The organism is Cupriavidus sp. F041 (assembly GCF_057814235.1).
Genome location: NZ_JBVASY010000002.1, coordinates 3,190,591 through 3,209,480, shown reverse-complemented (window position 1 = coordinate 3,209,480; position 18,890 = coordinate 3,190,591). Strand labels below are relative to the sequence as shown.

Below are 18,890 nucleotides of genomic sequence, written 5' to 3'. Positions count from 1 at the left end.
GGGCTTCCCCCCACAATTCGCGGGCCGCAAGACTCCTTGGAAAAGGGGCAGCCAGGCCGGCCAAGCTGCATTCACCATGCCGACGCTGATTTGCAATTGCAACGACACCATGCCGCTTGACGGGGCGGCCCTGTCGGGTGATGGCCCCACTTGCGCAGGCAGTACCAGCCCACCGCTCAAGGTCCACCATCTGCTGTGCCGCCGCGAGATCGGCGATTTCACCACCGCGCTCGACGGCACGGACGACGTGATCGTGGCCTGCACGCAGGAGCGCCAGCTGTTCACCGAGGTGGCCGCAAAGCGCCAGGCTGGCGGCACCATGACGGCGCCGGTGCGCTTCGTCAATATTCGCGAAACCGGCGGCTGGTCGCAGGGGGCCCGGCGCGATCCCAAGACCGCCAATGCCAAGATCGCCGCGCTGCTGGCCGCCGCCGCGCTGCCCGAGCCGGAACCGGTGCCGCTGGTGGACTATCGCGCGAACGGCGCCGTGCTGGTGCTCGGGCCCGCCGCGCGCGCCATCCCCTGGGCCGGCAAGCTGGCCGAATCCGGCATGGAGGTGTCGGTGCTGCTGAGCGGCGCTGGCGCCGCCATGGCCGCGGCGGCCCTGCCTGCCTCGCGGGCCTTCCCGGTGCACAGCGGCAAGCTGGTCAAGCTCGGCGGCTGGCTGGGCGCCTTCGAGGCAAGCTGGGAGACCGGCACGGGGCGCAGCAACCCGATCGACCTGGATCTGTGCACGCGCTGCAATGCCTGCATCGACGTCTGCCCCGAGGACGCGATCGATTTCAGCTACCAGATCGACCTGGACCGCTGCCGCTCCCATCGCGCCTGCGTGAAGGCTTGCGGCGCGGCTGCCGCGATCGACTTCGATCGTCCGCTAGGGACCGCCACCGAGCGCTTCGACCTGGTGTTCGATCTGGCCGATGCGCCGTTCTTCACCATGCACTCGCCGCCGCAAGGCTACCTGTATGCCGGCGCGGATACGCTGCGCCAGCACACGCAGGCGCTGGCCCTGGTCCAGATGAAGGGCGAGTTCGAGAAGCCGAAGTTCTTCCAGTACAAGGAAAAAATCTGCGCGCACGGCCGCAACCAGACTACCGGCTGCACGGCCTGCATCGATATCTGTTCCGCCGAGGCGATCCGCTCGCAATGGCATGACGGGCGCGGCCGTATCGAGGTCACGCCCAACCTGTGCATGGGCTGCGGCGCCTGCACCACGGTGTGCCCGACCGGCGCCATCAGCTATGCCTATCCCAAGCCGGACTATCTCGGCGAGCGCCTGCGCACCCTGGTCTCGGCCTACCGCGCGGCCGGCGGGCGCGATGCGGTGCTGCTATTGCATGGCGAGGAATACGGCAATGCCCCCATCCTGGCGCTGGGCCGCGCCGCGCGGGCCGGACAGGCGCGCGGCATCCCGCCCAATGTCATCCCGGTGGGACTGTTCCACCCGGCCGCGTGCGGGCTCGAGCTTTGGCTGTCGGCCATTTGCTGGGGCGCCGGCCACGTTGCCGTGATGCTGACCGGCGACGAGGCCCCGCAATACCGCACGGCCCTGGCCGGGCAGATGGCGGTGGGGCAGGCCATCCTGGCGGGCCTCGGCTATGACGGTGAATTCCTGTCGCTGGTCGATTCCCCTGATGCTGCCACGCTGGATGCGCAACTCGCGCAACTTGCACCAGCGAATGCGGCCGGCGCCAATCCCCCGGCGGTTTTCCACGCTGCCGCCGCCAAGCGCGAAACGCTGGATTTTGCGCTGGACCACCTGGTGCGCAACGCACCGCGGCCGCAGGCCAGCGTACCGCTGCCAGCCGGCGCGCCGCTGGGCGCCGTGGCGGTTGACACCGGGCGCTGCACGTTGTGCATGGCCTGCGTCGGCGTTTGTCCCTCGCAGGCCCTGCGCGACAACCCCGAACGTCCGGTGCTAGGCTTCCTGGAGCGCAATTGCGTGCAGTGCGGCCTGTGCGAAAAAACCTGCCCGGAAGACGCTATCACCCTGGTGCCGCGCCTGCTGACCGGTGAAGACGCGCGGCGCACCGTGACGCTTGCCGAGACCCAGCCCTTCCATTGCATCCGCTGCGGCAAGCCATTTGGCACGGCCCAGATGGTGCATGTCATGCTGGCTCGGCTGGCAAGCCACCCGGCATTTGCCGGCGAGGCCGCCGAGCGCCTGAAGATGTGCGGCGATTGCCGCGTCGTCGATATGATGGAAAAGGATGCCGGCGCCGCCAGCGGCACTGCCGTACAGTAGGCCTGGCTCGCCGGGCGAAAGCCGTCTTGCCGCGTGCGCGCGGCGGGACGCTCGACCCCGGCCCGCGCTATCCGGAAACCCCTAGAACAATCACGATATGACAGATTTCCAGCCTATCCAGCTGATCCCCCCGGCAATCGACGGCACCGCCAATGCCGAGGACACCGCCCGCGCGGACCTGTACGGCCTGCTGGCCACCCTGTTATATCGCGCGCCGGATGCCGCGCTGCTGCACCATATCGCCGCCAACCGCGCCCACGGCGAAGACGCCACGACGCCGTTGGGCGAAGCCTGGAATAGTTTGTGCGACGCAGCATCGGCCACCACGGCCGCGCAGGCCGCCGACGAGTACCAGCAATTGTTCATTGGCGTGGGCAAGCCGGAGGTCTTTCTGTACGGCTCCTACTACCAGACGGGCTTTCTCAATGAACGCCCGGTGGTGGCGCTGCGCGATGATCTTGCGCGCTACGGCCTGGTGCGCCAGGACAACGTGACCGAGACCGAGGACCATATCGCCACCCTGTGCGAGGTAATGCGCTTCCTGGTGGCGGGCGAGGACGCCGGCATCGCCAATCTCGCCGAGCAGCAGCACTTTTTCTCGCGGCATCTGCAGTCATGGGTGGAAACCATGTGCGATGCCGCGGCGGCGCATCCGCAAGCGCGCTTCTACGTGCATGTGGCCGGTTTGCTGAAGGCTTTCATGGCGGTCGAGGCGATTGCGCTCGACATGCACTGAGGCGGCAAGGCCGAAGGTTGCTAGAGGGGCGGAGGGGAGGCGCGCAATGTGTCTCCGGCCTGGTTCCAAAACGGTGAGATATGGCCGTTTTCAAGCGTCGGCATCGGTAAAAACCCGTGCATTGCATGGTCTTTCGCCATATTCAATCTAAAATAAACAAAAGAATACATAACCGGCTTGGTAATCGGTTTTTGTCTGCCGAGGAGCCCCCCCATGAAAGAGAAGCAGCCCAGGGTCGCACGACGTACTTTTCTTGCCGGCACAGGTGTCGTTGCGGCTGCCGGCGCCGCTGCCGCGCTGACCGCGCGCGGTCCGGCCTTGCCCACGCAGGCCGCGGCCATTCCGGATGTCACGCCCAGCGACGGCGAGGGCTACCGCGTTACCGAACACATTCGCAAGTACTACCGGACAACGCTGGTGTGAGTTGCATCGCGCCTGGTGCGCGTGCTCGACCTCGTTTCCATCCAGGGGTGATACATGATCTTGACCCGCAAACGCGCGGCGCAGGGCGGCGCACCTTCGCACACAGCTAACGGCCTGGCCGAGCGCGCAACAGGCCGGCTCTCCGAGCGCCTGGCCGCCGGGCTGGCGGGCGCAATGCCCACCATGGACCGGCGCAGCTTTCTCAAGCGTTCCGGCATTGGCGTAGGCGTGGGGCTGGCGGCCTCGCAGCTGACGCTGTTGCGCCGGGCGGATGCCGCGGACGCGGCGGGGGGCGGCGAGGGCAAAAGCGATATCGTTGTGCGCCGCACCGTCTGCGGCCATTGCTCGGTGGGTTGCGCGGTCGATGCTGTGGTGCAGAACGGCGTGTGGATCCGCCAGGAACCGGTCTTCGATTCGCCGATCAATCTGGGCGCGCACTGCGCCAAGGGTGCCGCGCTGCGCGAGCACGGCCACGGCGAGTACCGTCTGAAGTACCCGATGAAGCTGGTGGCCGGCAAATACCAGCGCATCAGTTGGGACCAGGCGCTCGACGAGATCACCGCCAAAATGAAGGAGATCCGCCAGCAGACCGGGCCGGATTCGATGTTCTTCGTCGGCTCTTCCAAGCACAGCAACGAGGGGGCCTACCTGTTGCGCAAGTGGGTATCGTTCTTCGGCACCAATAACACCGACCACCAGGCTCGCATCTGCCACTCCACCACGGTGGCGGGCGTGGCGAACACGTGGGGCTACGGTGCGATGACCAACTCGTACAACGATATGCAGAACGCCCGCGCGGCGCTGTATATCGGCTCCAACGCGGCCGAGGCGCACCCGGTTTCGATGCTGCACCTGCTGCATGCCAAGGAAAACGGCTGCAAGGTGATCGTGGTCGATCCGCGCTACACCCGCACGGCAGCCAAGTCCGACCATTATGTGCGGGTCCGCTCGGGCACCGACATCGCCTTCCTGTTCGGCATGCTGTACCACATCTTCAAGAACGGCTGGGAAGACCAGAAGTTCCTGAACGACCGCGTCTACGGCATGGACAAGGTCAAGGAGGAAGTGCTCGCCAAGTGGACGCCGGACAAGGTCGAGGAAGTCTGCGGCGTGCCAGAGGCCGAGGTCCATATGGTCGCCGAGATCATGGCCAAGAACCGCCCCAGCACGCTGGTGTGGTGCATGGGCCAGACCCAGCACACCATCGGCAACGCCATCGTGCGCGCCTCCTGCATCGTGCAGTTGGCACTGGGCAATATCGGCGTGTCGGGCGGCGGCGCCAACATCTTCCGCGGCCACGACAACGTGCAGGGCGCCACCGACGTGGGCCCCAACCCTGACTCGCTGCCGGGCTACTACGGCCTCGCCACCGGCGCATGGAAGCACTATGCCGCCGTGTGGGGCGTCGACTACGAATGGATCAAGAAGCAGTACGCCTCGCAGGCGATGATGGAGAAATCCGGCACCACGGTGTCGCGCTGGATCGATATCGTCACCGAGAAGCCTGAGCTGATCGACCAGGACAACAACGTCCGCGGCGTGTTCTTCTGGGGGCACGCGCCCAACTCGCAGACGCGCGGCCTGGAGATGAAGAAGGCCCTCGACAAGCTCGACCTACTGGTGGTGATCGACCCCTATCCGTCGGCCACCGCGGCGATGGCCAATATGCCGCCGGCGGAGGGTGACAAGGTCAACCCGAACCGCGCGGTCTACCTGCTGCCGGCCTGCACGCAATTCGAGACCGTCGGGACCTGCACGGCCTCCAACCGCTCGCTGCAATGGCGCGAGAAGGTGATCGAGCCACTGTTCGAATCCATGCCCGACCACACCATCATGCAAGCCTTCGCGGAGCGCCTGGGCTTCGGCAAGGAGCTGTCGAAGAACTTCAAGATGCTCGAGGTCAAGCGCGCGGGGCGCACCTGGATGGAGCCCGAGGTCGAGTCTATCCTGCGCGAGATCAACGCCAGCAACTGGACCATCGGCTATACCGGGCAATCGCCCGAGCGGCTCAAGTCGCATATGCGCAATATGCACATGTTCGACGTTCGCACGCTGCGCTGCAAGGGCGGCAAGGATCCGCTGACCGGCTACGACCTGACCGGCGACTACTTCGGCCTGCCGTGGCCGTGCTATGGCACGCCGGAACTCAAGCACCCGGGCTCGCCCAACCTGTACGACACCAGCAAGCATGTCATGGATGGCGGCGGCAACTTCCGCGCCAACTTCGGCGTGGAGCGCGACGGTGTCAACCTGCTGGCCGAGGACGGTTCGTTTTCGAAGGGCGCGGACATCACCACAGGCTATCCCGAGTTCGACCACGTGCTGCTGAAGAAGCTGGGCTGGTGGGATGAGCTGACCGACGCCGAGAAGCAGAAGGCCGAGGGCAAGAACTGGAAGACCGATTTGTCCGGCGGCATCCAGCGCGTGGTGCTGAAGAACCATGGCTGCCATCCCTTCGGCAACGCCAAGGCGCGCGCGGTCGTGTGGAACTTCCCCGACCCGATCCCGCAGCACCGCGAGCCGCTGTATTCCACACGGCCCGATATGGTCGCCAAGTATCCGACGCACGACGACAAGATGGCGTTCTGGCGGCTGCCCACGCTGTACAAGTCGGTACAGCAGCGCAATATCGAGAACAAGCTCTACGAGAAGTTTCCGATCATCCTCACCTCGGGCCGCCTGGTCGAGTACGAGGGCGGTGGCGAGGAAACCCGTTCCAACCCGTGGCTGGCCGAGCTGCAGCAGGAGAACTTCGTGGAGATCAACCCGCGCGCGGCTTCCGAGCGCGGCATCCGCAATGGCGACTTCTGCTGGGTGAAGACGCCGACCGGCGCACACATCAAGGTACGTGCCCTGGTGACCGAGCGCGTCGGCGTGGATACCGCCTTCATCCCGTTCCACTTCTCGGGCTGGTGGCAGGGCAAGGACCTCAAGGACTACTACCCCGAGGGCGCGATGCCGATCGTGCGCGGCGAGGCGGTCAACACCGCCACCACCTACGGCTATGACGCGGTGACGATGATGCAGGAAACCAAGACCACGATCTGCCAGATCGAACGGTTCGCCTGATTGCGACAGAGACTGAGATCAAGGGCAAGGAACGACCATGGCACGCATGAAATTCATCTGTGACGCCGAGCGATGCATCGAGTGCAATAGCTGCGTCACCGCCTGCAAGAACGAGCACGAAGTGCCGTGGGGCGTCAACCGGCGCCGCGTGGTGACCGTCAACGACGGCATCGTCGGCGCCGAGAAGTCCATCTCGGTGGCCTGCATGCACTGCTCGGACGCGCCCTGCATGGCGGTCTGCCCGGTCGACTGCTTCTACCGCACCGACGACGGCGTGGTGCTGCACGACAAGGACGTCTGCATCGGCTGCGGCTACTGCTCCTACGCCTGCCCGTTCGGCGCGCCCCAGTTCCCCAGCGCCGGGACTTTCGGCGTGCGCGGCAAGATGGACAAGTGCACCTTCTGCGCGGGCGGCCCGGAGAAAAACGGCAGTGAGGAAGAGTTTGAGAAGTACGGCCGCAACCGCCTGGCCGAAGGCAAGCTGCCGCTGTGCGCGGAAATGTGCTCGACCAAGGCCCTGCTGGGCGGCGACGGCGACGTGATCGCCGACATCCTGCGAAACCGCGTGATCAAGCGCGGCAAGGGCGGCGATGTGTTCGGCTGGGGGACGGCCTATGGCAACAAGGGCGCCGCGCAGGGAGCCCCGGCCGCGCCCGCGGCACCTGCGGCACCAGCCGCGTCCGGAGCGCAGCCATCATGACCCGCCTGCTCCTGATCCTGCTGGCCGCCGGCAGCACCGCGCTGGCCGCCTGCGGCGAACGCCCGCAGACAGCCACCGCGGCGCACAAGAAATCCGACGCGCCGGCCTACGAGGGCGCGCCGGGCGATCCCTTCGTGGCCAAGGGCTGGACGCCGGGCGACAAGACCAGCTGGCAGAACCAGATCCACGAGCGCAACCAGAACCAGAACGAATACAACCGCACGCCATGACCCCGGCGATGCGAACCCCGGCCGAGCCGATGGAGGGCATATGAAGCCGACGCTCAATCCTGGCTGGTTCCGCTATCTGGCGGGAGCGGCCTGCGCGCTGGCCTTGCTGGCGCCGCTCGGCGCGGCGCGGGCCCAGGCATCGGCGCCACAGGCCGTGCCCGCCACGCCTGCTGCTACCGTCCCTGCCGACGCGAACAATCCGGCCACGCATCCGGTCCAGCCCTTCGCGGGCATTGCGTCGGAGAACATCTTCGATGTGCCCAAGCGCGATATCGCCGCCGAGGCCCAGGCCCAGCAGGCGCGCACGCAGTCGCAGCCCGGCAATAACGCGCCGGTGTGGCGCGAGGTGAATTCCGACCAGGCGCACTACAGCAGCCTGCCCGCCAAGGAAGCCGGCGTGCTGATCCAGCGCACCGGCCAGAAGTGGCGGCTGTTCCGCAACGGCGTGATCACGGTCTGGGGCGGCTGGCTGATGGTGCTGGTGCCTGCCGCGATCCTGGCCTTCTTCTTGTGGCGCGGCGCCATTCCGCTCAAGACACCGCGCACCGGCCGCATGATCCAGCGCTTTACGCCGCCGGAGCGCGTGGTGCACTGGACCATGGCGATCGCCTTCGTGACGCTGGCGGTTTCGGGCATTGTCATGCTGTTCGGCAAGCATTTCCTGCTGCCGCTGATGGGCCACACCTTGTTCGGCTGGCTGACCTACCTGCTGAAGAACGTCCACAACATCGTCGGGCCGGTCTTCACGCTGGCAGTGATCGTCGGCTTTGTGATCTTCGTGCGCGACAACCTGCCCGCCCGCGAGGACTGGCAGTGGCTCGCCAAGCTGGGTGGGCTCGTTTCCGGCAAGCATGTGCCAAGCGGGCGCTTCAACGCCGGCGAAAAGGCATGGTTCTGGGGAGGGCTGGTGCTGTTCGGCCTGATCCTGTCCGTTTCCGGCTGGGTGCTCGACATGATCGTGCCTGGCATGGATTTCTACCGTGCCACCATGCAGATCGCCAATGTGATCCATGGCATCGCGGCGGTGCTGATGATGGCGATGGCCTGCGGCCATATCTACATGGGCACCATCGGCATGGAAGGCGCCTACCGCGCCATGCGCGACGGCTGGGTCGACGAAGCTTGGGCCAAGGAGCATCACGAACTCTGGTACGACGATATCAAGTCCGGCAAGATCCCGGCGCAGCGGGCGGCCGAGCCGCAGCCCGGCGAGCGTGCCGGTGGCCGGGCCAGCACCGGCGAAGCCTGAGCGAACGCGGCGCCGCGCCACAGAAACCGAGGAAGAGGAATCAGACCGATGAAACGCATCCTGCTGCTGCTCGCCCTCGCACTTGGCGGCACGGGCGCCCTGGCCAAGCTGCCGCCCCCTACCGAAGCGCAAAAGCTCAAGGCCGACGAGGCCAAGGCACGTGCAGCCTGGGCCGACAAGGTGGCTGCCTACCAACTCTGCCGTTCACAAGACAAGACGGCTGCGTACTATTTCAACGATATGAAGGCCAAGGGCAAGGAAGTGCCGGCCGCCGCGGCGGCTCCGCCGTGTGCCGATCCAGGCCCATTTGTGGCAGCTGCGCCTGCCACCGGCGCAGCTGCGACGTCCGCCGGCGGCCCGTCCACCGCCCCTGTCGCGGCACCTTCGGATCACAAACCGGCCGCAGCGCCGGGTACCGGAGCGGTACAATCGCCCCGGACATCACCGTGAGAGGAGGTTCGGCATGAAGCATGTACGCGTACTTTTCGGCCTGGCGGTAGCGGGAACCCTGGCAGGCGGCCTGGCCGGCTGCGCCGGTACGGGAATGGGAGGCGATTCGGACACCGCCGTCGCCGCGCTGGCGTCCAAGAGCGGCACCGCGACGCAGGGCAACGTGACATTCACCCAGCGCGGCAACACGGTGCTGGTCAAAGCCGATGTGACGGGCCTGCCACCCAATACCGAGCATGGTTTCCACGTGCACGAGAAGGGCGACTGCTCCACGCCCGACGCCATGAGCGCCGGCGGTCACTTCAACCCGACGGCCAAGCCGCACGGATCGATGTCGATGCCCGACCATCATGCCGGCGATATCAACAACCTCAAGGCCGACGCCAGCGGGCGCGCCCAGGCCAGCTTCGAGCTGGCCGACGTGACCGTGGCCCCCGGCCCGAACAGCGTGGTGGGCCGCGCAGTGGTCGTGCACAAGGACCCGGACGACTATAAGACCCAGCCCACCGGCAACTCCGGCGGCCGCATCGCCTGCGGCGTGATCGCCAAGTCCTGACGGACGGGGCAGGGCAGCGCCGCCCGGTCGCGCTGCCCATCCATTTTTCCCCTACCCATGCCCCTGCGCCCCGAACTGACCCATGCCAGCGTTCCCCTGATCGAAGAAGTCGAGGTGGTCGATGAGCAGGGGCGCGTGCGGCCGGCCTTCCTGCCGGGCGAGCGTCCGCTCACGGTCTACCTGGACAAGCGGGAGCTGGTGACGCTGATGACGCTGGGCGGCGCGCCCGAGGCGCTGGTGCTGGGCTACCTGCGCAACCAGCGCCTGGTCGAGTCGATCGAGGATATCGCCGCGATCCAGGTCGACTGGGAAACCGAATCCGCCGCCGTCACGACCCGCACGGGCGTGGACCGCATCGAGGAGCGCACCTCCCGCCGCGTGGTGACCACCGGCTGCGGCCAGGGCACGGTGTTCGGCTCGCTGCTGGACGAGGTCGACAACATCCGCTTGCCGGACGACGCCACCCTGGACCAGGAAACGCTCTACAGCATCGTCGATACCATCCGGCTGCAGCAGTCGGTCTACAAGCAGGCTGGCTCGGTGCATGGCTGTGCGCTGTTCCGCGGGCGCGAGCTGCTGATGTTCATCGAGGACGTGGGCCGGCACAACGCCGTGGATGCCATCGCCGGCCTGATGTGGCTGGAGGATATGAGTGGCGCCGACAAGGTTTTCTACACCACCGGCCGGCTGACCTCCGAGATGGTCATCAAGGGTGCCCAGATGGGCATTCCCTTCCTGCTGTCGCGCTCGGGCGTGACCCAGATGGGCTACCAGATGGCCCAGCGCGTCAATCTGGCCCTGTTCGCGCGGTGCACCGGACGCCATTTCCTGCTCTATACCGGCCGCGAGCGCTTCCGGCACCAGTTGCCGGAGCAGGCCACCGCCTGAGGCGGGGCTCCGGGCCGCCTGGCCCGGCCATGTGCCGGGGGGCGGGTGCTATTGCGGCGGGGGCGCCGGTTTTTGGTTGTACAATGCGGCCCATCGCAAGGCCCCGGCAGGTCCGGCGCGCCTGTGAGCAAATGCGAGCAGTGTTCCCGGTCAGTCCTGACCGCGCCCGAGCCTGCCCTCATTTGTTCATCCCGATACCCCTATGAGCATCAAATCCGATAAGTGGATCCGCCGCATGGCGGAACAGCATGGCATGATCGAGCCGTTCGAGCCCGGCCAGGTACGGGAGGAAGACGGCCGCAAGATCGTGTCGTACGGCACCTCGAGCTACGGCTACGATATCCGCTGCGCCGACGAATTCAAGATATTCACCAATATCAACAGCACCATCGTCGATCCCAAGAACTTCGACGAGAAGTCCTTTGTCGACTTCAAGGGCGATGTCTGCATCATCCCGCCGAACTCCTTCGCGCTGGCCCGCACGATGGAGTATTTCCGCATTCCGCGCAGCGTGCTGACCATCTGCCTGGGCAAGAGCACCTACGCGCGTTGCGGCATCATCGTCAACGTGACCCCGTTCGAACCGGAATGGGAAGGGTATGTGACGCTGGAGTTCTCCAACACCACGCCGCTACCCGCCAAGATCTACGCCGGCGAAGGCTGTGCGCAGGTGCTGTTCTTCGAAAGCGATGAGATCTGCGAGACTTCCTACCGCGATCGCGGCGGGAAGTACCAGGGTCAGCAGGGTGTCACACTGCCGAAAACCTGATCGCATACAATGCGCGCGTTGCGGCACGACCGGTAGCACAGCAGGGCGAGCCGGGCCGCGTGCGAAGCCTGAACGTCGAGCCACATGCCGACCCAGGGGGATGAGTCCCCGGGCCATGTGGCTCAAGTCCTTCTTGCCGTCCAAGGATGCCAAATGAAATTCCGCTTCCCCGTCATCATCATCGATGAAGACTTCCGCTCCGAGAACATTTCCGGCTCGGGCATTCGCGCGCTGGCGCAGGCCATCGAGCAAGAAGGCATGGAGGTGATGGGCCTGACCAGCTATGGCGACCTGACCTCGTTCGCGCAGCAGTCTAGCCGTGCCTCCTCGTTCATCGTGTCGATCGACGACGATGAGTTCGTCAGCGAGGACGACCGGCCCGAAGCCGCGGCCATCGAGAAACTGCGCGCCTTCGTCAACGAAGTGCGCCGCCGCAATACCGACCTGCCCATTTTCCTGTACGGCGAGACCCGTACCTCGCGGCATATCCCCAACGATATCCTGCGCGAGCTGCACGGCTTCATCCACATGTTCGAGGACACGCCGGAATTCGTCGCGCGCCACATCATCCGCGAAGCCAGGGTCTATCTGGATTCGCTGGCGCCGCCGTTCTTCAAGGCGCTGATCGCCTACGCGCAGGACAGCTCCTACTCGTGGCACTGCCCGGGGCACTCCGGCGGCGTGGCGTTCCTGAAGAGCCCGGTCGGCCAGGTGTTCCACCAGTTCTTCGGCGAGAACATGCTGCGCGCCGACGTCTGCAACGCGGTGGACGAACTCGGCCAGTTGCTTGACCACACCGGCCCGGTGGCGGCCTCGGAGCGCAATGCCGCGCGCATCTTCAACTCCGACCACATGTATTTCGTCACCAACGGCACGTCCACCTCGAACAAGATGGTGTGGCATGCCAACGTGGCGCCGGGCGACATCGTGGTGGTGGACCGCAACTGCCACAAGTCAATCCTGCACGCGATCATGATGACGGGCGCGATTCCCGTGTTCCTGATGCCCACGCGCAATCACTACGGCATCATCGGCCCGATCCCGAAGAGCGAGTTCGATCCCGAGACCATCCGCCGCAAGATTGCCGCGCACCCGTTCGCCAGCCAGGCCAAGAATCAGAAGCCGCGCATCCTGACCATCACCCAGGGTACCTACGACGGCGTGCTTTACAACGCCGAGCAGATCAAGGAGATGCTGGCCACCGAGATCGACACGCTGCATTTCGATGAAGCCTGGCTGCCGCACGCGGCATTCCACGATTTCTATCACAACATGCACGCGATCGGCAAAGACCGCCCGCGCAGCAAGGACGCGCTGGTCTTTGCCACGCAATCCACGCACAAGCTGCTGGCCGGCCTGTCGCAGGCCTCGCAGATCCTCGTGCAGGATTCGGACACGCGCAAGCTGGACCGCTACCGGTTCAACGAGGCGTACCTGATGCACACGTCCACCAGCCCGCAGTACTCGATCATCGCCTCGTGCGACGTGGCGGCGGCGATGATGGAAGCCCCGGGCGGCACCGCGCTGGTGGAGGAAAGCATCCAGGAAGCGATGGACTTCCGCCGCGCCATGCGCAAGGTGGAAGGCGACTACGATGCCGGCAACAACGGCGACTGGTGGTTCAAGGTGTGGGGCCCCGAGGCGCTGGTCGAGGACGACATCGGCGACCGCGAAGACTGGATGCTCAAGGCCAACGAACGCTGGCACGGCTTTGGCGACCTGGCCGATGGCTTCAACCTGCTCGACCCGATCAAGGCCACCATCATCACCCCGGGCCTGGACGTGGACGGCGAGTTCAGCGATCGCGGCATTCCGGCGGCCATCGTCACCAAGTACCTGGCCGAGCACGGCATCATCATCGAGAAGACCGGGCTGTACTCGTTCTTCATCATGTTCACCATCGGCATCACCAAGGGCCGCTGGAACTCGCTGGTGACGGAGCTGCAGCAGTTCAAGGACGACTACGACCAGAACCAGCCGCTGTGGCGCGTGCTGCCGGAATTCGTCGGCAAGCATCCGCAGTATGAGAAGCTCGGCCTGCGCGACCTGTGCGACGCCATCCACAGCGTCTACAAGGCCAACGACGTGGCACGCGTGACCACCGAGATGTACCTGTCGGATATGGAACCGGCGATGAAGCCTTCGGACGCCTGGGCCATGATGGCCCACCGCGAGATCGAACGCGTGGTGGTAGACGAACTGGAAGGCCGCGTCACCGCCATCCTGCTCACGCCGTACCCGCCGGGCATCCCGCTGCTGATCCCGGGCGAACGCTTCAACCGCATCATCGTGCAGTACCTGAAGTTCGCGCGCGACTTCAACAAGCTGTTCCCCGGCTTCGAAACCGATATCCACGGCCTGGTCGAGGAAGAGGTCGAAGGCGGCGGCAAGGCGTACTTCGTGGATTGCGTGAAGTAAGGCAAGCCTATGGGAAAAAGGGGCCTCGCATGCGAGGCCCCTTTTTCATTGCTTTCCCGGCCCCGGCGGGCGGGCCGGCGCCAGTCGCAAGATTGCGATAGAGTTGCGCTCTGTGTCCTGCCTCATGCCCTGCGGCAATGGCTGGCATTGGACGTATCCAAGCAACTTCGACGGAGTGGAAATGGCTTCAGCACGCGCGGTGGAATTGACTGAGTTCGGCGGTCCGGAAGTGATGCGCCTGGTGACATCGGTGCTGCCAGCGCCGGCGGCCGGCCAGGTGCAACTGCGCCAGACCGCGATCGGTTTCAACTACATCGACATCTACCAGCGTGCGGGCAAGTATCCCTTGCCGTCGCCCACGGGGCTGGGCCATGAAGCCGCCGGCGTGGTCGAGGCCGTGGGCGAGGGCGTGACCGGCCTGCGCGAAGGTGACCGCGTGGTCTACATGCATGCCGGCATCGGCGCCTATGCCGACCGGCGCAACGTGCCGGCCGACAAGCTGGTCAAGCTGCCCGACGGCATTGACGACGTCACGGCGGCGGCAGTCTTCTTCAAGGCAATGACCGCGCAATACCTCGTCAGGAAGACGCATCGCGTGGCGGCCGGCGACATCGTGCTGGTGCATGCCGCCGCGGGTGGCGTGGGGCAGATTCTCAGCAGCTGGGCCAAGGCGCTCGGCGCCACGGTGATCGGAACCGCCGGCTCGCCGGCAAAATGCGAAGTCGCGCTGGCGGCAGGGTGCGATTTCGCCATCGACTATTCGCAGCCGGACTGGCTGCGCCAGGTGATCGACGCCAGCGGCGGGCGCAAGGCGCGCGTGGTCTACGACTCCGTGGGCAAGCACACCTTCGTGGGTTCGCTGGACTGCGCGGCGCCATTCGGACTGGTGGCGCTGTATGGCGCGGCCTCGGGGCCGGCGCCGGCCATCGAGCCCGAACTGCTCAACAAGAAGGGCTGCCTGTTCCTGACGCGGCCGTCGGTGTTCCCGCACAACGCCGACGCGCAGACCTTCCGCGCCAACGCGGCGGACGTATTCCAGGCCATCGGGCAGGGTGCGATCCGGGCAGCCGTCGGCGCGCGGTATCCGCTCGGGCAGGTGGCCGAAGCGCACCGTGCAGCGGAGGCGCGCGCTACCACCGGCGCTATCGTGTTGTTGCCCTGAGATTCGTGTCACGGCAAACAAGAAGGCCCCGACTCGCGGGGCCTTCTTGCTGCCGGCGGCCACGGCCGCCGGCGATTCCACTGCTATTTTTTCTTGTCGAACTCGAACTGCGGCGCAGTGGGCTCGCTCTCGGCCGGTGCCGCCGGCAACTCCAGCGTGCCACTGCCAGGACTGCTGGCAGGCAATGGCGCCGAGGCTGGCCCGCTACTCTCGCCGCCCAGCGGGATCGTGACCTCCGCCGCGTTCGTATGGTGCAGCGACCCCTTGTCGAGGAACATCGTCACCATGCCCGGCCAGAACATCACCAGCGCCACCATGATCATCTGCAGGCCGACCCAGGGCAGCGCGCCCCAGTAGATGTCGGAGCTCTTCACTTCCTTGGGAGCGATGCCGCGCAGGTAGAACAGCGCGAAACCGAAGGGCGGGTGCATGAAGGAGGTCTGCATGTTCACGCACAGCATCACGCCGAACCACACCAGCGCCGCGGTGGCCGCCGCTTCCGGGTTGCCGCCCATCGAGTCGGCGACGACCGGGGCCAGTACCTTGACCGCAACCGGCGCCAGCATCGGCACCACGATGAACGCGATCTCGAAGAAGTCCAGGAAGAAGGCCAGGAAGAAGATGAACAGGTTGACCACCAGCAGGAAGCCGATCCAGCCACCGGGCAGCGAGGTGAACATATGCTCCACCCAGGCGCCGCCGTCCACGCCCTGGAACACCACGGAGAAGCAGGTGGAGCCGATCAGGATGAACACCACCATGGCCGTGATGCGCGCCGTGGACTGGTAGGCTTCGATGATCAGCCCGCGCAGTTCGCTGAGCTGGCCGGCACGCAGCAGCAGCCAGGCAATCACCAGGTAGACCACCGCCAGCGGGATGCGGAAGGCGTGCGAGCCAAAGGCGACGGTGCCGATGATGATGGCCACGCCGGTGGCGGCAAGGCCGATGCGGTAGATGGTGCGGTCGAGCTTGCCGAAACCGGGGTCGCGCAGCACCGCCAGCACCAGCGCGCCGACCGCGCCCATGGCGCCGGACTCGGTGGGCGTGGCAATGCCCAGCATGATGGTGCCCAGCACCAGGAAGATCAGCACCGCGCAGGGAATGATGCCGCGCAGGCATTTGCGCCACAGGGGCCAGCCGCGCAGCGTGCGTTCTTCCACCGGCACCGGCGGCAGCCAGTCGGGCTTGATGCGGGTCAGCACGAAGGTGTAGAGCGCGAACAGCGCGATCTGGATCACCGACGGGCCCCAGGCGCCAAGGTACATGCTGCCCACGTCGGCGCTGCCCATCGGGGTCTTGAGCTGGTCGGCCAGCACCACCAGCACCAGCGACGGCGGCACCAGCTGCGTGATGGTGCCCGACGCCGCCAGCACGCCGGTGGCGTACTTCATGTTGTAGCGGTAGCGCATCATCACCGGCAGCGAGATCATCGCCATGGCGATCACCTGGGCCGCCACGGTGCCGGTAATGGCACCGAGGATAAAGCCCACGATGATGACCGAGTAGCCCAGGCCGCCGCGCACCGGGCCGAACAACTGGCCCATGGAGTCGAGCATATCCTCGGCCAGCCCGCACTTCTCCAGGATCGCCCCCATGAAGGTGAAGAACGGGATCGCCAGCAGCAGCTCGTTGGCCAGCACGCTGCCGAATACGCGGCTCGGCACCGCCTGCAGGAAGCTGACCGGGAAATAGCCAAACTGGATGGACAGGATGCCGAAGGCAAGACCCACGGCCGACAGCGAAAATGCGACCGGGAAACCGATCAGCATGAATACCACCAGGCCGCCGAACATCAGCGGCGGCATATATTCCAATGGAATCATTGCACCGGCCTCTCGTATTTCGATTCGATGCGCACCAGGCCCTTGAGGGCGGCAACGCGCTTGATCAGCTCGGATACGCCCTGCAAGGCAAGCAGGCCGAAGCCGAGGGGCACCACCAGCTTGATCGGGTAACGCGGCAGGCCGCCGGAATTACCGGATTGCTCGAGGATGCGCCACGAGGGCAGGAACAGCGATTCCCAGGACAGCCACATGAACAGCACGCAGGAAGGCAGCAGGAAGAAAATAATGCCGAAGATATCGATCCAGTGTTGCGCGCGCTCCGATACGTTGCCGTAGATCAGGTCCACGCGCACGTGCTCGTTGCGCTGGAAGGTATAGGAGGCGCCGAACATCACCGCGATGGCGAACATATACCACTGCAGTTCAAGCGGCCAGTTGTCACTAAGGTTGAAGCCGTAACGCAGCAGGGCGTTGCCCGCGCTGATCAGGCACGACAGCAGGATCATGATGTTTGCAAGCCTGCCCGTGTGCTGATTCAACCTGTCGATCTGTCGTGACAGACCAAGCAAGTAATACATGGGTTGTCTCCCCTGTTTTTGCGGCGATTAGTTTATCTGTAACAATATGCTTCGGCGCTTGGGGCTAATACCTACCGCATTGCGCAAAAATCGAACCGGATAAAAAAAAAGCCGCCGGGCATGCGCCCTGGCGGCATTTTTTCAAAGCATTACTTACGTGAAACGTACATCGGCATGCTGCGCTGCAGTGTTGCCGGCGCGTCCGCTTAAAGCGTCGCGCGTGCAGCGGCAATGGCTGCGCGAACCTGCGCCGGCGCGGTGCCGCCGATGTGGTTGCGTGCGGCGACCGAGCCTTCCAGCGTCAGCACCTCGTGCACGTCGTCGCCGATCAGCGCCGCCTTGTCGCCCAGGCCGGTGACTTCGCGCAGTTCGGCCACGGTAAGGTCGGCCAGGTCGCAGCGGCGGTCGTCGCAGGCGCGCACCGCGTGGGCCACGGCTTCGTGGGCATCGCGGAAGGGCAGGCCGCGCTTGACCAGGTAGTCGGCCAGGTCCGTGGCGGTGGCGTAGCCCTGCAGCGCGGCGGCGCGCATGGCTTCCGGCTTGACGGAGATGCCTGGCACCATGTCGGCGAAGATGCGCAGCGTGTCGGCCACGGTGTCTACCGTGTCGAACAGCGGCTCCTTGTCTTCCTGGTTGTCCTTGTTGTAGGCCAGGGGCTGGCCTTTCATCAGGGTCAGCAGGCCGATCAGGTGGCCGTTGACGCGCCCGGTCTTGCCGCGCGCCAGCTCGGGCACGTCCGGGTTCTTCTTCTGCGGCATGATCGAGCTGCCGGTGCAGAAGCGGTCGGCGATGTCGATAAAGCCCACGCGCGGGCTCATCCAGATCACCAGTTCCTCGGAGAAGCGCGAGATGTGGGTCATCACCAGCGCGGCGGCGGCGCAGAACTCGATGGCGAAGTCGCGGTCGGAGACGGCGTCCAGCGAGTTGCGGCATACGCCGTCGAAACCGAGCTGCTGCGCGACGAATTCACGGTCGATCGGGTAGCTGGTGCCGGCCAGCGCGGCGGCGCCCAGCGGCAGGCGGTTGACGCGGCGGCGGCAGTCGGCCATGCGCTCTGCGTCGCGCGTGAACATTTCCACGTAAGCCAGCAGATGGTGGCCGAAGGTGACCGGCTGGGCCACCTGCAGGTGGGTGAAGCCCGGCAGGATGGTGTCGGCGTTCTTCTCGGCCAGGTCTAGCAGCGCGCCGCGCAGCGCGCCCAGCAGGCCGATGATGGTATCGATTTCGCTGCGCAGCCACAGGCGGATATCGGTGGCGACCTGGTCGTTGCGCGAGCGGCCGGTGTGCAGGCGCTTGCCGGCGTCGCCGACCAGGGCGGTCAGGCGCGCTTCGATATTCAGGTGGACGTCTTCCAGGTCGAGCTTCCACTCGAAGTTGCCCGCCTCGATCTCGCCGCGGATCTGCGTCATGCCGCGCTCGATCTCGGCGCGGTCGGCTTCGGCGATGATCCCTTGCTTGGCCAGCATGGCGGCGTGCGCCAGCGAGCCCTGGATATCGAACAGGGCCAGGCGCTTGTCGAAGAACACCGAAGCGGTGTAGCGCTTCACCAGGTCGGACATCGGTTCGGAGAAGCGGGCGGACCAGGCTTCGCCTTTCTTGGCAAGTTGGGAGGTCATGGGCGGTAAGGCTGGGT

At 65.7% G+C, this 18,890-nt stretch carries 16 protein-coding genes; 13 read left to right on the top strand and 3 right to left on the bottom strand.

Features of this window, described 5'->3' with window-relative positions; all coding sequences use genetic code 11:
• Positions 1-76: 76 nt before the first annotated feature.
• From ACZY0R_RS32200 to ACZY0R_RS32140, 13 genes are all read left to right on the top strand, one after another.
• Entirely contained in the window at positions 77-2,245 is a 2,169-nt protein-coding gene (locus ACZY0R_RS32200) for a 4Fe-4S binding protein (protein WP_488864168.1), read from the top strand.
• A 97-nt stretch (positions 2,246-2,342) separates the two neighbouring features.
• Positions 2,343-2,981 carry a TorD/DmsD family molecular chaperone gene (locus ACZY0R_RS32195; RefSeq protein WP_488864166.1) on the top strand — a complete coding sequence of 213 codons (639 nt, stop codon included), beginning with the start codon at positions 2,343-2,345 and terminating at the stop codon, positions 2,979-2,981.
• Positions 2,982-3,194: 213 nt separating this feature from the next.
• Positions 3,195-3,404, top strand: a complete 210-nt coding sequence (locus ACZY0R_RS32190) for a formate dehydrogenase (protein ID WP_488864164.1) — start codon at positions 3,195-3,197, stop codon at positions 3,402-3,404.
• A 54-nt stretch (positions 3,405-3,458) separates the two neighbouring features.
• Positions 3,459-6,473 (top strand): molybdopterin-dependent oxidoreductase, encoded by a 3,015-nt coding sequence (locus ACZY0R_RS32185; RefSeq protein WP_488864162.1) that lies wholly within the window; start codon positions 3,459-3,461, stop codon positions 6,471-6,473.
• Between the two features lie 37 nt (positions 6,474-6,510).
• Positions 6,511-7,173 (top strand): formate dehydrogenase FDH3 subunit beta, encoded by a 663-nt coding sequence (gene fdh3B, locus ACZY0R_RS32180; protein WP_488864160.1) that lies wholly within the window; start codon positions 6,511-6,513, stop codon positions 7,171-7,173.
• Positions 7,170-7,403 (top strand): hypothetical protein, encoded by a 234-nt coding sequence (locus tag ACZY0R_RS32175; RefSeq protein WP_488864158.1) that lies wholly within the window; start codon positions 7,170-7,172, stop codon positions 7,401-7,403. The genes fdh3B and ACZY0R_RS32175 overlap by 4 nt, the downstream gene beginning before the upstream one ends.
• 40 nt (positions 7,404-7,443) lie before the next feature.
• Positions 7,444-8,652, top strand: coding sequence for a formate dehydrogenase subunit gamma (locus ACZY0R_RS32170; RefSeq protein ID WP_488864156.1), 1,209 nt, complete (start codon positions 7,444-7,446; stop codon positions 8,650-8,652).
• Positions 8,653-8,700: 48 nt separating this feature from the next.
• Positions 8,701-9,102: a hypothetical protein gene (locus ACZY0R_RS32165; protein ID WP_488864154.1), complete on the top strand. Its 402-nt coding sequence runs from the start codon at positions 8,701-8,703 to the stop codon at positions 9,100-9,102.
• 13 nt (positions 9,103-9,115) lie between these two features.
• The gene (locus ACZY0R_RS32160; RefSeq protein ID WP_488864152.1) at positions 9,116-9,658 is read left to right on the top strand and encodes a superoxide dismutase family protein; all 543 of its coding nucleotides are present in this window, start codon (positions 9,116-9,118) and stop codon (positions 9,656-9,658) included.
• 57 nt (positions 9,659-9,715) lie between these two features.
• Positions 9,716-10,546 carry a formate dehydrogenase accessory sulfurtransferase FdhD gene (locus tag ACZY0R_RS32155; protein WP_488864150.1) on the top strand — a complete coding sequence of 277 codons (831 nt, stop codon included), beginning with the start codon at positions 9,716-9,718 and terminating at the stop codon, positions 10,544-10,546.
• Between the two features lie 202 nt (positions 10,547-10,748).
• Positions 10,749-11,315 carry a dCTP deaminase gene (gene dcd / locus ACZY0R_RS32150; RefSeq protein ID WP_017230746.1) on the top strand — a complete coding sequence of 189 codons (567 nt, stop codon included), beginning with the start codon at positions 10,749-10,751 and terminating at the stop codon, positions 11,313-11,315.
• Positions 11,316-11,468: 153 nt separating this feature from the next.
• Positions 11,469-13,733 carry an Orn/Lys/Arg family decarboxylase gene (locus tag ACZY0R_RS32145; protein ID WP_488864148.1) on the top strand — a complete coding sequence of 755 codons (2,265 nt, stop codon included), beginning with the start codon at positions 11,469-11,471 and terminating at the stop codon, positions 13,731-13,733.
• Between the two features lie 181 nt (positions 13,734-13,914).
• The gene (locus ACZY0R_RS32140; RefSeq protein ID WP_488864146.1) at positions 13,915-14,895 is read left to right on the top strand and encodes a quinone oxidoreductase family protein; all 981 of its coding nucleotides are present in this window, start codon (positions 13,915-13,917) and stop codon (positions 14,893-14,895) included.
• 83 nt (positions 14,896-14,978) lie between these two features.
• On the opposite strand, the gene ACZY0R_RS32135 is transcribed toward ACZY0R_RS32140, so the two are convergent.
• From ACZY0R_RS32135 to argH, 3 genes are all read right to left on the bottom strand, one after another.
• Positions 14,979-16,718 carry a TRAP transporter large permease gene (locus ACZY0R_RS32135; protein ID WP_488864144.1) on the bottom strand — a complete coding sequence of 580 codons (1,740 nt, stop codon included), beginning with the start codon at positions 16,716-16,718 and terminating at the stop codon, positions 14,979-14,981.
• Positions 16,715-17,257, bottom strand: a complete 543-nt coding sequence (locus ACZY0R_RS32130) for a TRAP transporter small permease subunit (RefSeq protein WP_035863770.1) — start codon at positions 17,255-17,257, stop codon at positions 16,715-16,717. Before ACZY0R_RS32130 ends, ACZY0R_RS32135 begins: the two co-directional genes overlap by 4 nt.
• Positions 17,258-17,463: 206 nt before the next feature.
• Positions 17,464-18,873, bottom strand: coding sequence for an argininosuccinate lyase (gene argH / locus ACZY0R_RS32125; RefSeq protein ID WP_045235958.1), 1,410 nt, complete (start codon positions 18,871-18,873; stop codon positions 17,464-17,466).
• Between the last annotated feature and the right edge of the window lie 17 nt (positions 18,874-18,890).

What these genes read in the sequence shown, in the direction of transcription:
- ACZY0R_RS32200 (WP_488864168.1), top strand. Translation starts at nt 77, where the DNA reads ATGCCGACGCTGATTTGCAATTGCAACGACACCATGCCGCTTGACGGG.
- ACZY0R_RS32195 (WP_488864166.1), top strand. Translation starts at nt 2,343, where the DNA reads ATGACAGATTTCCAGCCTATCCAGCTGATCCCCCCGGCAATCGACGGC.
- ACZY0R_RS32190 (WP_488864164.1), top strand. Translation starts at nt 3,195, where the DNA reads ATGAAAGAGAAGCAGCCCAGGGTCGCACGACGTACTTTTCTTGCCGGC.
- ACZY0R_RS32185 (WP_488864162.1), top strand. Translation starts at nt 3,459, where the DNA reads ATGATCTTGACCCGCAAACGCGCGGCGCAGGGCGGCGCACCTTCGCAC.
- fdh3B (WP_488864160.1), top strand. Translation starts at nt 6,511, where the DNA reads ATGGCACGCATGAAATTCATCTGTGACGCCGAGCGATGCATCGAGTGC.
- ACZY0R_RS32175 (WP_488864158.1), top strand. Translation starts at nt 7,170, where the DNA reads ATGACCCGCCTGCTCCTGATCCTGCTGGCCGCCGGCAGCACCGCGCTG.
- ACZY0R_RS32170 (WP_488864156.1), top strand. Translation starts at nt 7,444, where the DNA reads ATGAAGCCGACGCTCAATCCTGGCTGGTTCCGCTATCTGGCGGGAGCG.
- ACZY0R_RS32165 (WP_488864154.1), top strand. Translation starts at nt 8,701, where the DNA reads ATGAAACGCATCCTGCTGCTGCTCGCCCTCGCACTTGGCGGCACGGGC.
- ACZY0R_RS32160 (WP_488864152.1), top strand. Translation starts at nt 9,116, where the DNA reads ATGAAGCATGTACGCGTACTTTTCGGCCTGGCGGTAGCGGGAACCCTG.
- ACZY0R_RS32155 (WP_488864150.1), top strand. Translation starts at nt 9,716, where the DNA reads ATGCCCCTGCGCCCCGAACTGACCCATGCCAGCGTTCCCCTGATCGAA.
- dcd (WP_017230746.1), top strand. Translation starts at nt 10,749, where the DNA reads ATGAGCATCAAATCCGATAAGTGGATCCGCCGCATGGCGGAACAGCAT.
- ACZY0R_RS32145 (WP_488864148.1), top strand. Translation starts at nt 11,469, where the DNA reads ATGAAATTCCGCTTCCCCGTCATCATCATCGATGAAGACTTCCGCTCC.
- ACZY0R_RS32140 (WP_488864146.1), top strand. Translation starts at nt 13,915, where the DNA reads ATGGCTTCAGCACGCGCGGTGGAATTGACTGAGTTCGGCGGTCCGGAA.
- ACZY0R_RS32135 (WP_488864144.1), bottom strand. Translation starts at nt 16,718, where the DNA reads ATGATTCCATTGGAATATATGCCGCCGCTGATGTTCGGCGGCCTGGTG.
- ACZY0R_RS32130 (WP_035863770.1), bottom strand. Translation starts at nt 17,257, where the DNA reads ATGTATTACTTGCTTGGTCTGTCACGACAGATCGACAGGTTGAATCAG.
- argH (WP_045235958.1), bottom strand. Translation starts at nt 18,873, where the DNA reads ATGACCTCCCAACTTGCCAAGAAAGGCGAAGCCTGGTCCGCCCGCTTC.